This window comes from Enterovibrio coralii, from assembly GCF_001559595.1.
Classification (GTDB): domain Bacteria; phylum Pseudomonadota; class Gammaproteobacteria; order Enterobacterales; family Vibrionaceae; genus Enterovibrio; species Enterovibrio coralii.
Genome location: NZ_LNTY01000049.1, coordinates 45,553 through 58,764 on the forward strand (window position 1 = coordinate 45,553; position 13,212 = coordinate 58,764).

Consider the following 13,212-nt stretch of genomic DNA (forward strand, 5'->3'; position numbering starts at 1 on the left):
CCTATTTTCTTGAATCAATAGGCCACATTTAATGTGGCCTCTTTTTATCCGGGAGGTCTGCATGAGAACGCTCACCGTCAATGATTACGCAAAACAGATTCAGCTTCATCAGCCATTTGAGTCGACAACCCTCCCGCAGTGTAGTGAAGCTGAGCTTGTCGATGTGTTGTTGGAAACCTTGTCTTCAACTCTACGAGGTTTTGGTCTTCAAGACACGACACCGTTGATCGCTGCAGAAAAGCGGAGCTTATTGGATGCAGCGATTACGGTCTTGCCCCCTCACGGATTGAATGAAAAGGGAAAAGCAGCACTGGATGCGCTGCTAACTAAAGAGCGAGAAAAACGCGATATCACGTATGCCAATGCGTTACGGCCGTTTGTAACGATTGGGAAGACCAACATTGTTTTATGGCGCGGCGATATCACCACGTTAAACGTGGATGCCATTCTGAATGCGGCCAATAGTCAGTTGCTGGGGTGTTTTCTTCCCCATCACAAATGCATTGATAACGCGATTCACAACCGAGCTGGTGTGCAACTACGTGAGGATTGCGACGCGATCATTCGTTTGCAAGGAGCCGAAGAGCCAACCGCAGCCGCCAAGATCACTCGAGGTTATAACTTGCCGTCGCGATATGTGATTCATTCCGTAGGGCCGATTGTACAAGGCGCGGTGAGTGAGGAAAGTGAGCGTTTGCTTGCGCAAGCCTACACCAAGGTACTGAGTGCAACGCAATCCGTCGATAACATCCGAAGTTTGGCATTGTGTTCGCTCTCGACAGGGGTTTTTGGTTATCCCATTGAAAAAGCAACGCCAGTGGCCTTGAAAACGGTGGCTGAATGGTTGAATCGAAACCCTGACGCGTTAGACGTGGTGGTATTCAACGTATTTAGCGAACGTGATTACGATGTTTACCAATCAGAATTGGAGGAGTTTGTATGCAACAACTAAATATTCAAACACTAAAAAACATTTCCAGTTTGATAAAAGATGCGGACGCGATTTTGATTGGAGCAGGCGCAGGTTTAACTGCTGCGGCGGGTATCAACTATCTCGACCGAGAGAAATTCGCTGAGGTCTATCCGGGTTGGCAGAAGAAAGGATTCAATGCGCAATATGAACTCATGGGTTATCCATACTGGTCTCAAGAAGAACAGTGGGGTTACTACAAAGTGCATCTTGAGTATGTGTATTTCTCTCAGAGCGCGAACCCGCTTTACCAAACGCTGTTCGATCTCGTCAAAGACAAGGACTACTTTGTCATGACGTCTAACGTTGATGGATTGTTTTATAAAAGTGGTTTCGCCCGCGAGCGTTTTTACGCTCCTCAAGGCGATTACGGTAAGATCCAATGTACCACGCCGTGCTCAGAGCAAGTGTGGGATATTGAACCCTTCTTGGCGCAGATGGATCCTTATTTCGACCCCGTCGAGCAAGTCTTGACCTCTGATGATGGGGTGCCAAAGTGCCCAAATTGTGGAGAGACGATGTTTATCCATGCGCGTGTTGATGGCTCTTTTGTCGACAAAGTACATGAAGGTGAGCGAGAAGCTTTGATTTCATGGCTGGATAGCAATCGTGAGAAGAAGGTGGTGTTGTTAGACCTAGGGTCGGGTTTTAATACACCAACGGTGATTCGCCATCCAATGGAGCAGATCACTCGGGCTTTCCCCGATGCACACTTAGTGCGTGTGAATTTGGACCATACATCAACGCCGCCAGATTTAGGCTTTCGTGCAACAGCGGTGAAAGGAGATATTAAGGCGGTTATTGAGCAGGTTTCTGCCTTGGCTGCCGTGGCAGAATAGGGTGCTTATTTCCCATTGGGTCGACACTCGATCCGATGGGGTTTTTTATTCTGTGCTCCTCTAGCCTTTGTGAGAAACGAACCGTCGAACACCCACGATCGCTGAGCATTGCTGCTTGCCTTTGAAGAAAACACTGGATTGAAAATAGGCATAAGGCGGCAGCGCGTTTGATATGGCTTTGTTGGTTGCACCATAGTCCTCCAAATCAACATCACCATGTGCAAGATATAGAATGCTAGTGGCATCACCGATTGCGTTGAAGGTGAGAAAATCAATCAGCCTGGCTTGGTCATCAAAGGCATAGAGGTTATCGGCGTTATCCATTAAGGTCCTAATGTCCGCAATATCCACATTGTTTGGCATCTCTTTCGAGTCCAGCTTACCTTTCATGCTGCTTATCACATGTCTCACCGTGTCTGCGTTTCCGTCGAGACTTTCAATACAGGCGACGATGCAGCGACCCACTCTCAAACCTTCGCATAACTGTTTAGCATTTGGCACTTCAGTGCCATTGACCAACAGCAAATCTAGGTTTTTTGATTCAATTTCAGCGTCACAAAGATGTGTGCCCGAGATGAACAAACTGTCGTTGTGGGTTTCTATAAATGCGCCAGCCAACCCAATACGCGCTTCTTCGTCTTCAGTGATAGGTTCGAACATTTGCGTTCCTTTTGGGATTCCCACATTTCATTAGTATCAAGAAGAAACTGGGGCGTGAAGTGCCGAATTAGCCGTTTTATCTGGACTGTTCAAAGGTTCACAGAATCTAAAAAGTGTGCTCCATCATTACCCGAAAAGGTAAGATCTTCATCAGTAGAAAGGGGAGAGAACTTCTGGTGGTTTTCACCAGAAGTTTCTTAGAAAACGGTTCTTAATTCACGGCCGGTCTTGTTGGAAGTTCCCCTCATCATCAAGGCGATTTTTCTCAGAAAATCCAGCTCGCACTAAGCCACTGCCAAGTATGCCGACACATACGAGAAGAAGCCCCAAGTGCCAGGCTTTGCTCATACCCAACATCATCAAGAACATACTGAGAAGCGAAGCGGTGACCATTTGCATGGCTCCCCCTAATGCAGCGGTTGTGCCGGCCTTGTTTTTGAACGGAAGCAATAACTGAGACTGAGCGCATGGGAAGGCAATACCGTTGGCAACGACCATCAAAAACTGCCCTGCGATGATGGCAGCAGGCGTGAGAGGTGCAACGATGAGCCAAATGCCGGCCAATGCATGCAAGCAAGGTGCGACCTTGAGCATGTTTTCTGAACCAAAGCGTGGGCGTAGTTTGTTGCAGATGGTACCGCCAAGTAAGAGGCCAAATGCAGGAATGAGTGCCCACATGGCGTATTGGTCACTGGTCATTCCAATTTGAACCTGCATAACAAATGGAATCACGGAAATGGCGACCACCACCATGCTGTAATTGAGCCAACCGATACCGGAGAAACTGATGAAATAGCTCGAGGTGATAAGCTTTTTATAATCGCTCAGCACGGTTTTCATTGGCGGTACGTGGGATTTGGTGTTCACCGTTTCTTTGAATGAAACCGCGAGAATCATCCATACCAAACCGATATAGCTGAGCATCACGACAAACACGGCCAGCCAACCGAAATGATGGTTAACAAACCCGCCAATAACCGGTGCAATGATAGGGCTGAATGAGGCAACAATCCCCAACCACGTCATGGCTAGCGCTAAGTGTTGGTAGGAATAACTATCACGCAGAGACGCCCGCGATAAGACGGAACAACAACCTGCACCTAACCCTTGAAGAAAGCGTCCCCACAGAAGCAATGCGAAGGTATCGCCACCCCAAACAGTGAGGGCAAGCCCAACGATTGAAATGGCAATACCTGTCAGCAATACAGGCTTTCTACCGATGGCATCGGAAAGTGGACCGTAGAAAAGCTGCGACGGTCCAAAGCCCAATAGGTAGTAAGAAATTAAGCGTTGTACTTGTTCTGCGTTTAACGAAAAGTTTTGAGCAATAGAGGGCAACGCAGGGAACAACAACCCCACGCTTAACTGACCGATACTGACGATCAGACAAGCGAGCAAGACGGGGCGGATGGGAAATTTGTCTGGCATGAATGAACTCCTTGTTCTGCCATTATCCCTGCAACCTTCTAATTATATTGAGGAATTTCTGTCAGCAATCTCTTTCCGCACAGGAAAGAGTGATTGCTCCTCAATGTGATTGATATTTCGCTTATTAACTGTCTGTCATATCGCAGTATCTACCTTGGCGGTCTCTACTTTTATCTTGAAGTAATGCAGTTGGTTTGCCGTACTGGGATAGCTAAATGCTTTACTGTCTGTATTGAAAATGGGGAGTTCCACATAGAACTTTTGGGCCCCCGCAGCGTTCTTCCAAAGCCGCACGCGTGCGGGCATCAAAAGCAAACTTGCGGGCAGTTTGGGGGCAGGTGTACCGGGTGTTTTCTTCAGTTCATCAAACAGGTAGTTCACTGTCACGCTCAGAAGATTCATGTCGATATCGTCAAATTCTTCGCTGAGCTTGGTGATATCAAATGTCAGCGTTTTTACTTGGCCCGGTTCAATGCCGAAGCCTTTCATGTTGTAAGGGTGGGAGCCAAAGTGCAGGGTGGTGAGCGCATGCTGACCGGCAATACCAATGGAGTCGGCACTCAGTGTGACATCTTTCCCCGCTCCTGGCAGGCTCTTGTCTTTGGCCGAAAACACGACCTTCCAGCCATGAGGAAGGTGGTTTTTTATGGGGGTGATTTCGTAAACCCAGGGGCGGAAAAGCACAGTACGAATCCCGGAGAATAGCCCTTGCAGTTCGCCAGGCCCACCCGGTTTGGCCTGTAAGTCACCCCCTGCGCGTTCATGTTCATCATAAGGCGTGAGATGCAAATGGGCGATAGATGGCGGTCGCACATCTATCAGTGAACCAAAAGTATCTGGTCTTGGGTGGCAATAATGATTCCCACTTAACCCACTGTAAATATTGGAGTCAGGATTGCTCGGGGAAGCGGATTCGTGTTCAAGTCGCGCTTTACAATAGGTTACACGGCGAGAATCTGTCGGCGTGCTGGTAATGACAATGTCATTTTGTCTGGAATCAGCGGTGAAGACCACAAGGCTGGTCCATCGCATGGGGTTCCAGTCGGCGCGTTCTCTCAATGTCGAGGTGCCAAACGGGTCAAGGTTATGGCTATCGAAATGGTGCTCCATGCTCCCCGTTTGCATCGAGTTAGAACTTGCGCCCATGTACAGTGAACCACCACGGTTGCCGTAACAATCAAAGTTACCCAAGTCGTTAGAGGAAGCAATGTACGTCCATTTTCGATGCACTTTGAGTTCGCCTTGCGCGTTTGGCCACTGGTTATTGTCAGCACCATTACGGCTGGCAAGTGTGGGTTCTGACAGGTACAGCCCCCAACCGTCGTTGTTCACGGCGGCACAACCGATAAAGCTGTTGTGCATATAGTCTTCGTAGCCACCCGGGAAATACCAGCCGTCTAAACCGTTTTCTCTCGCCATCAAATCGATATGGGTGTTGTAGGCACCATCTATGCCCACAAAGCCATTCCACGGCATCTCCTCCACCACAATATTCACGAACTCGTTATAAGAGGCGCGGGCATTGGTGTAAAAGTTCTCGGTGAGATACGGCGTCATCTGCGACAGAAGGGTATGGTGAGTCACGAAGTTGTAAAACGAAACTTCCACGGTTTTCGTTGTGGCAGGCAAGCCCAGAGGCACAATAACAGTGGTGGTTGTGTCTGTGGGTTTGATGGGAAGGTTATAAACACGTGTTTCGCCTTCTGCTTTTGGCCTCCCCGTCGTTTGGCGGTCATCGGCGTTAATGCGACTAGCTTCCCGTCGAGTTTTTTCCCGCTGTTGGCATATCGTGCGACTTCTTTGCCGCTGGCGTCGAATGCTCTGACCCATCTCACTAGCGGGATATCAACGGTATCATCCAGCAGTACGTCTTTCGGGTTGGAGTAGGTGCCTTTTGCTGGAACCGTAATGACAGTCTGCGCTTTATCGTTACGAAGCTCAAAGCTTGTCAATCCTAGCCATACTTGCGGCGCACCGAAGCGTTTTTCTGGCATACGATTGGGCTGACCTGCCCAATATTGGGCAACGTTTGGCTTGGCACTGCCCACGGCTTCTGGCTCTGGCGGCGTGTGACCGAAGATCATGCCGTTGCCGCCGTCTCCCTCTCCTTTAAGACAACCACTGATAGCAAAATCAAACACACGACTGGAACCACATTGTGTCAGGATGCCGTTGTTATCTGAACCGCCAATCGGGCAAAGTGCCGTTGGATGTGTGGTAACGCCCTTAAACGCAGAGGGAAGGGCTTTTCTCCGCACATAACAACCTTGTCCTCGAAAGGTGCCAGCACCAACTGGGATAAGCAAATTGCCAAGGATGGGAAAGTAGCCTTTTCCCATGACCACATTGAAATCGAAACGTTCTTTGGTCGGAGGCACCAACTCGCCAAATCGGTCTCTAAGTCGCAACGCTTGCTCCAGCTTGATCTGGTTGCGCTCCGCCATGGCTATGACGGCCGCGCGATTGTTTCGCCACATTGCTTTGGCTTGCTCGGGACTCTCACCAATGGATTCCAAGTCCATGGTGATTTCACCTGTCTCAAACAGGCTGAGTATCCATCGAACCAAAAGATTCCACGTTTGTGTGATGATGGTGATGACGTTATTAACGGACTGTCTAAAAAAGCTTTGCTGTGATGGAGGCGGTGAACACTGTGGCATTGCGTCGTATCCCTGAAAGGCAGTGGAGATACGAATTTATGCCAAGTGGTGATAGCAGGGTGTCTGTATATTGCTACATCGGCAATGATTTTTGTCTTGATTGCTTTCAAAAAAGGTTAAACAGCAAAACGAAAAGGTGGGGTGCGAAAAAGCGGGGTGTAAGAGCCACCCCGAAAGGAGAATGTAGATAACAGAGTTAGTGCGCTGTCTGCGCTTTTGCCACGTGTGTAGCGATGGCATCCATCAATGGTGGCGACAGGCAGTCGTAAGGCTCAAGCCCTAACTCTTTGAGTCGATGGCGAATCGCATCCATATTTTCCGGTGGCGTGCCGGATTCGATAATAGAAGACACAAACGCCGCAAATTCCGGTGCAGACCAGCCTTGTTCAGGCGACAGTTCGGTATGAATGAAATCAAGCCCATAGAAAGGATGATTCGTGTCTTCGATGCGGCCATACATGTGCACACCACATGAGGTGCAAGCATGCCGTTGAATGGCGGCGTTGGTGTCGATAATGGTGAGCTTTTCGTTGTTTTGCTCCACCGACACATTGTCTTTTGATACCACGGCGACTTGAGAAAACGTCGCGCCTTGTGGTTTCCAGCATTTAGAGCAGCCGCAAACGTGATTGTGCGCTGTCTGCGCGGTAACGCTGACAACGACGGGATTGTCTGAGCAGTGGCATGTCAGCGTGCCACCAGCAAAGCCCGGGACATCTGTGTGATTGACACCCCTGTCAACCGCAGGATGGATTGATACAGTCATAGGAAACACCTTAGCAATGAGATTCCGTATTGCTTTCCACATGTTTTCACCTCAATTCAGAAGCGTATGAATACCCGTAAGCAATACCCAGAGGTCTTCAGGCCGTTTGGGTAAATCCATTTCGGGTAGTTTTCTCAGACTAGGAGCCTTTTGGTCGAGTGAATACGGGGCTTATTGGAAAAGTGTCTTGTAATCTTACTGTCACAAACAAGGCCGACGGGATTAGCAATAATCGATTGATATTTATGACGTGCTCGGTGGTTTATTGCTTGAGATTGGATCAACAATAGACTTTTGTTCACAGAGAACAGCGCGAGAATGATGCGAATTCATGCACGCATGTTTAGAGAGTTGGTCAATTAAGCGTAAGTTGAACTGGCTATGCTTAACCGTATCAATCCCAATACGCCCCCTTTTTATTTCAGGAGAAGCCTAAATGGCGACGACACCCATCAAGAACATCGTCTTTGACATTGGCAACGTCATGGTGCGTTGGTCACCGGCAGAAATTGCGCGTTTAACCTTTGGAGAGGGTGCTGATGGTCAGGCGAAAGCGGAGAAGATATTTCGCAGTGACATTTGGCTGGCGTTGAACCGCGGTGAGCTCACTGAGGCCGAGGCAAAAGAGCAAATAATGGCATTGTCAGGCATTTCAGCCGCACTGGTTGATGCACTGTTTTACTACATCAAAGAAACGCAAATCTTGCTGTTTGGCTCGTTAAAGCTGTTAAACGATGCCAAAGCGAAAGGCTACAAGGTATTTGCACTTACGGATAACGTGCATGAAATTGTGGCGCAACTTAAAGCGCGTTATGACTTCTGGCCGCTGTTTGATGGGGCCATTGTTTCTGCGGAAGAGGGTTGTCTAAAACCGGACGCCGGCATATTCCAACGTTTGGTTGCCAAATACGATGTGGAGCCAGAAGAGTCAGTGTTTCTGGATGACGTTCAGCGGAACATTGATGGCGCGAGAGCGGTTGGGTTTCACGGCATCCTGTTTGTCAGTGCTGAGCAAGCCAGACAAGATCTAGCAGCACTTGGCGTGGCACTTTAAAGCGTCACGCTTGGCTTGGCTTGGCTTGGCTTGGCTTGGCTTGGCGCGATGCAATCGTATCGGTATTGATGAGTGTTTTTCGCGCCATTGAGGACGCGAACAAGAGCGTTAGCACATAGGGTAGCGTCCATGTGAGAACACTGATCAACGTGCCGTACGAATAGTCAGAATATCGACCGATAGGGTCGGTGATGAGCGCGAGACGGTATCCCAACATGGCAATTGCGATGTAAAACATGCCACCCAACAGTGCGCCTAAAACGAAGTAGTCACTGAGTTTGTTCAAAACGGGACGCAGCTTCAACAAGACCCAGAAAGCGCAAGCAAAGATCAACGAAACCACGGTGGCGTGCAATGCGCTGGTGACTGCGGACAGAGTGGAAAAGTGAATATCTGGGTTTTCGCCAATGAATGCTCTAATCGATGGCAAATCAAGAAGCCACAGCAGAAAGGGTTCAAAAGCACGCATACTGAACGGGCTGTGTAGCAAGGCGTAGTAACCCCAAAACGTCACGATACCGCCCAATACAGCAAGCATTCTGGAAAAGAACAGGTTCACCAGCAAGAAGTCCTTCAGGTTTTATGTGTTGAGTTAGCAGGTGCCAATTTAGCAGTCGGCAAGTCTACCACTGATTGGAGAAAGAAATTGTTGATGACGGCCTGAATTCCATGAATTACCCACAAAAACAGCAAAGTAGGAAATGCTAAAACTGAGGTTTCTAACCATCTGTAGCTATTTTGCGAGTTTCGGCGCAACATACGCGCGATAACGATAACAGTGATAACACAAGCATGGGAAAGACCACGCTTGAAGAGGTTGGAACGTTGAAAATCTTAGTCACAGGTAGCGCCGGACGTGTGGGTCGAGCTATCTATATCAAGTTGATGAAAAGCCATGATGTCGTGGGGATTGACAGTACACCTTGCTCAACCGCTGACTTTGTTGGCGACATTCGAGATGAAGTGCTGATAGGCAAAGCGTTAGAAGGCGTTGATGTTATCGTTCACACCGCTGCACTTCATGCGCCACATGTGGGTTTGATGTCAGATGACGACTTTGAAAGCATCAATGTAAATGCAACGGAAAAGTTGGCTTTGGCAGGCGTTAAAGCTGGAATTAAGCACTTTGTATTTACCAGTACCACGGCATTGTATGGGCATGCGTCGACACCCAAAGACAAAGCGGGCTGGATAGATGAAAGCGTCGAACCCAAGCCGAAAAGTGTCTATCACAAAAGTAAAGTCAGTGCTGAGCATAAGCTTAAAACGATCAGCGACCTGTTTAACTTGCCCGTGACTGTGCTTCAGATGTCGCGATGTTTTCCTGAGCCTGTCGATTTGATGGCGGTATATCGTATGACAAGAGGTGTTGATGCGCGCGATGTGGCCTCTGCACACCTTTGTGCGATTGAAAAACGATTAGCGGGATTTCGACGTTACATCATCTCAGGAAAGACACCATTCACCTCCGATTGTTGCCATACGCTCTATTATTCAGCAGACAAAGCACTGGAAGGGGTTTCGCCAGATCTCGCGGCTGTTTTCGCTGAACGAGGGTGGAAATTACCAAGCTGTTTAGACCGTGTTTACGACTCGTCTTTGGCGCAGCAAGAGTTGGGCTGGACACCAATATATGGCTTTGAAAGCGTCATCGATATGTATGATCAAGACGTCGCTGAAGTGCTAACCCCAAGTAAAAAATAACGTTACTCTCCAATATCGTGAAAAACAGCATGAATTACTTTGAATCGCCATTTGCGGGCAAACTGCTCAGTGAGCAGGTAACAAACCCTAATATCCTTGTTGGTCGTCATAGTTACTACTCCGGCTATTATCATGGCCACAGTTTTGACGAGTGCGCCCGTTATCTTGCACCTGACCGGAACGATGTCGACAAGCTGGTTATTGGCAGCTTTTGCTCTATTGGTTCTGGCGCGGTGTTTATGATGGCGGGCAATCAAGGCCATCGTTCAGATTGGGTGAGTACCTTCCCCTTCTTTTACCAAGATAACGAGAACTTCAACGGTGCCGTTGATGCGTTTCAACGCATGGGTGACACCATTATTGGTAATGACGTTTGGATTGGCTCTGAAGCATGATCATGCCGGGTGTCAAAGTGGGTCATGGCGCCATCATCGCCAGCAGAGCGGTAGTCACGAAAGATGTCGCGCCTTACGAAGTGGTTGGGTCGAATCCCGCCAAACACATCAAGTTTCGATTCACCGAAGTCGAGATTGCAAAGTTGTTGGAAATAACATGGTGGGATTGGACAGATGAACAATTGAAAGGATGCATGGCCCAGCTTTGTTCTGCCGATATTGAAGGCTTGCATCAATACTGGAAAAAACACATCGCCAAATAAAAGAAAACGCCCTGAGCCGGTCAGGGCGTTTAACCTTATGATCGCTAGGATCTAATTGACGTCAAACCGATCGTTGTTCATGACCTTAGTCCATGCCGTCACGAAGTCATTCACGAACTTCTGTTGCGCGTCGTTTGACGCGTAGACTTCTGCAATGGAACGAAGCTCTGCGTTTGAACCGAAGATCAAATCAACCGGTGTTGCTGTCCATTTTTGATCCCCAGACGCGCGGTCATAACCGACATAAATGCCTTCTTGGCTGGTGGACGGTACCCAAGCCGTTGACATATCAAGTAGGTTGACGAAAAAGTCGTTGTTAAGCGAACCCGGCTTATCCGTAAACACACCGTTTGCCGAACCGTCACTGTTGGTGTTCATACTGCGCATACCGCCTACGAGTGCTGTCATCTCTGGTACTGTCAGTGTTAGCAAATCGGCTTTTTCAACCAGCATTTCAGCCGGGGATTTGTAGTTCGCAGATGCATCATAGTAGTTGCGGAAACCGTCGGCTTTTGGCTCCAATACCGCAAAAGATTCCACATCCGTCATGTCCTGCGAGGCATCCATTCGACCAGGCATAAACGGCACATCTGCTGAATATCCGGCCGCTTTCGCTGCCTTTTCAACGCCCGCATTACCCGCCAATACGATCAAGTCGGCAAGTGAGACCTTGGTGTCACCCGATGACTTGTTGAAGTTGGATTGGATGTTTGCGAGTGTTTTCAAGACGCGTTGAAGCTCCTGAGGGTTGTTCACCGCCCAGTCTTTTTGTGGCGCGAGCGCGACACGAGCTCCGTTGGCTCCGCCTCGCATGTCCGTGCCGCGATAGCTCGCCGCAGATGCCCATGCCGTACGCACGAGCTCTGGGACACTCAATCCCGAATCCAGGATTTGTTGTTTGAGCTGTTCTGCTTGCGCATCAGTGATCAACGGATGATCGACGGCTGGGATAGGATCTTGCCAGACAAGGATTTCAGCAGGAATTTCACCGCCGATGTAACGAGCACGTGGCCCAAGGTCTCGGTGATTCAGTTTGAACCATGCTTTGGCAAACGCTAACTCAAAGGCCTCTGGGTTGGCGCGGAAGTTCTCTGCAATGGCGCGAAAACCGGGGTCTTCCTTGATGGCAAGATCGGTTGTGAACATGATAGGAGCATGTCGTTTGTTAGGATCGTGCGCATCCGGCACCATTTGTGCAGCGGCATCAGTATCAGGAATCCACTGTTTGGCCCCTGCGGGGCTTTCCGTTAACACCCAATTGAAATTGAAAAGATTATCGAGATAGTTCGTTGTCCATTGCGTGGGTGTTACTGTCCACGCACCTTCAAGACCACTGGTAATCGCGTCTTTACCGCTGCCATCACCACACTTGTTTTTCCAACCAAAGCCTTGTTCCTCGATTGGTGCACCTGCTGGCGCAGCACCCAAACACTCTTCTGGTTTGTGTGCACCGTGCGCTTTACCGAAGGTGTGTCCGCCTGCGATAAGCGCGACAATTTCTTCGTCATTCATTGCCATACGGCCAAACGACATACGAATGTCTCTTGCTGCGGCAATAGGATCTGGATTTCCACCCGGGCCTTCAGGGTTGACGTAGATTAAACCCATTTGGACTGCACCCAACCCTTGAATAAGGTTACCTTTTTCATCTCGGCGTTGGTCATCCAGCCACACTTCTTCCGGTCCCCAATATACAAAATCAGGCTCCCAGTCATCTTCGCGACCACCGGCAAAGCCGAAGGTTTTGAAGCCCATCGACTCAAGTGCAACGTTTCCTGTCAATGCCATAAGGTCAGCCCATGACAGTGCAGCTCCGTACTTTTGTTTGACGGGCCAAAGCAGGCGTCTGGCTTTATCAAGGTTACCGTTGTCTGGCCAACTATTGAGAGGGTCAAAACGCTGTTGACCCCCGCCAGCACCGCCGCGACCGTCACTGACACGATATGTCCCTGCTGCATGCCATGCCATTCGGATGAAAAATGGCCCGTAGTGACCGTAGTCAGCTGGCCACCAATCTTGGGACGAGGTCAGCACGGTCGCGATGTCTTTTTTCACGTCGTCAAGGTTCAGCGTTTCAAAGGCCGCGCCGTAGTCAAAATTATCACCCATTGGGTTAGATTCCTGACCATGGTCGCGAAGGGGAGCAAGATTTAATTGATCTGGCCACCAAAACTGGTTTGATTTCGGTTCACCAGCCGAAAACGAAGGTGTTGAAATCAGTGCGCCAGATAGGGCAAGAGATAACAGTGTTTTTCGAAACATACTCATATCCTCTTCCGTGTTGCAACCGTATTGATTTAATTGTTTGGTTGTTATATGAAATAAGTGCCATTCAAATTCATTGAACGACTTGAGACGCTTGATTTAATTATTCAACCAAGCAAGAAATGTTTTCGCGCAGCGAATGTTAGTGCTCTCTAATTAAAAAAGAACAACGTCAGCCTCTCATCAAGCTACGATGGTTGGGTTTTAT

Annotated in this window: 11 protein-coding genes and 1 pseudogene; 5 read left to right on the forward strand and 7 right to left on the reverse strand. The window is 48.9% G+C overall.

From position 1 onward, the window contains the following. Positions 1-61: 61 nt before the first annotated feature. Complete coding sequence (locus ATN88_RS17360) at positions 62-952, forward strand: protein-ADP-ribose hydrolase (protein ID WP_067418664.1); 891 nt, start codon at positions 62-64, stop codon at positions 950-952. After that, complete coding sequence (locus tag ATN88_RS17365; RefSeq protein ID WP_067418667.1) at positions 940-1,809, forward strand: SIR2 family NAD-dependent protein deacylase; 870 nt, start codon at positions 940-942, stop codon at positions 1,807-1,809. Before ATN88_RS17360 ends, ATN88_RS17365 begins: the two co-directional genes overlap by 13 nt. Positions 1,810-1,869: 60 nt before the next feature. Here the strand turns inward: ATN88_RS17365 and ATN88_RS17370 are convergent, their stop codons facing one another. From ATN88_RS17370 to gfa, 5 genes are all read right to left on the reverse strand, one after another. Then, entirely contained in the window at positions 1,870-2,469 is a 600-nt protein-coding gene (locus ATN88_RS17370) for a hypothetical protein (protein WP_067418670.1), read from the reverse strand. 216 nt (positions 2,470-2,685) lie between these two features. Further along, positions 2,686-3,897 (reverse strand): multidrug effflux MFS transporter, encoded by a 1,212-nt coding sequence (locus tag ATN88_RS17375; RefSeq protein WP_067418672.1) that lies wholly within the window; start codon positions 3,895-3,897, stop codon positions 2,686-2,688. Positions 3,898-4,032: 135 nt separating this feature from the next. After that, positions 4,033-5,505: a hypothetical protein gene (locus ATN88_RS27600; protein ID WP_232313361.1), complete on the reverse strand. Its 1,473-nt coding sequence runs from the start codon at positions 5,503-5,505 to the stop codon at positions 4,033-4,035. Further along, entirely contained in the window at positions 5,478-6,557 is a 1,080-nt protein-coding gene (locus ATN88_RS27605; RefSeq protein ID WP_232313363.1) for a hypothetical protein, read from the reverse strand. The genes ATN88_RS27600 and ATN88_RS27605 overlap by 28 nt, the downstream gene beginning before the upstream one ends. 196 nt (positions 6,558-6,753) lie before the next feature. After that, the gene (gene gfa / locus ATN88_RS17385) at positions 6,754-7,323 is read right to left on the reverse strand and encodes an S-(hydroxymethyl)glutathione synthase (protein WP_067418674.1); all 570 of its coding nucleotides are present in this window, start codon (positions 7,321-7,323) and stop codon (positions 6,754-6,756) included. Between the two features lie 436 nt (positions 7,324-7,759). On the opposite strand from gfa, the gene ATN88_RS17390 reads away from it, so the two are divergent. Then, positions 7,760-8,377, forward strand: a complete 618-nt coding sequence (locus ATN88_RS17390; protein WP_067418677.1) for an HAD family hydrolase — start codon at positions 7,760-7,762, stop codon at positions 8,375-8,377. 4 nt (positions 8,378-8,381) lie between these two features. Here the strand turns inward: ATN88_RS17390 and ATN88_RS17395 are convergent, their stop codons facing one another. Then, positions 8,382-8,936, reverse strand: a complete 555-nt coding sequence (locus tag ATN88_RS17395) for a hypothetical protein (RefSeq protein ID WP_067418680.1) — start codon at positions 8,934-8,936, stop codon at positions 8,382-8,384. 266 nt (positions 8,937-9,202) lie between these two features. Between ATN88_RS17395 and ATN88_RS17400 the strand changes: the two genes are divergently transcribed. Both ATN88_RS17400 and catB read left to right on the forward strand, forming a co-directional pair. After that, positions 9,203-10,081: an NAD-dependent epimerase/dehydratase family protein gene (locus ATN88_RS17400; protein WP_067418931.1), complete on the forward strand. Its 879-nt coding sequence runs from the start codon at positions 9,203-9,205 to the stop codon at positions 10,079-10,081. Between the two features lie 29 nt (positions 10,082-10,110). Next, positions 10,111-10,739: pseudogene (catB, locus tag ATN88_RS17405) on the forward strand (type B chloramphenicol O-acetyltransferase). Positions 10,740-10,790: 51 nt separating this feature from the next. Here the strand turns inward: catB and katG are convergent. Beyond that, positions 10,791-13,001 (reverse strand): catalase/peroxidase HPI, encoded by a 2,211-nt coding sequence (katG, locus tag ATN88_RS17410; RefSeq protein WP_067418933.1) that lies wholly within the window; start codon positions 12,999-13,001, stop codon positions 10,791-10,793. Positions 13,002-13,212: the final 211 nt, after the last annotated feature.

Bases quoted from the DNA above. Each gene is read 5' to 3' on its own strand.
- ATN88_RS17375 (WP_067418672.1), bottom strand. From the start codon at position 3,897: ATGCCAGACAAATTTCCCATCCGCCCCGTCTTGCTCGCTTGTCTGATC.
- ATN88_RS17360 (WP_067418664.1), top strand. From the start codon at position 62: ATGAGAACGCTCACCGTCAATGATTACGCAAAACAGATTCAGCTTCAT.
- ATN88_RS17365 (WP_067418667.1), top strand. From the start codon at position 940: ATGCAACAACTAAATATTCAAACACTAAAAAACATTTCCAGTTTGATA.
- ATN88_RS17390 (WP_067418677.1), top strand. From the start codon at position 7,760: ATGGCGACGACACCCATCAAGAACATCGTCTTTGACATTGGCAACGTC.
- katG (WP_067418933.1), bottom strand. From the start codon at position 13,001: ATGTTTCGAAAAACACTGTTATCTCTTGCCCTATCTGGCGCACTGATT.
- ATN88_RS17370 (WP_067418670.1), bottom strand. From the start codon at position 2,469: ATGTTCGAACCTATCACTGAAGACGAAGAAGCGCGTATTGGGTTGGCT.
- ATN88_RS27605 (WP_232313363.1), bottom strand. From the start codon at position 6,557: ATGCCACAGTGTTCACCGCCTCCATCACAGCAAAGCTTTTTTAGACAG.
- gfa (WP_067418674.1), bottom strand. From the start codon at position 7,323: ATGACTGTATCAATCCATCCTGCGGTTGACAGGGGTGTCAATCACACA.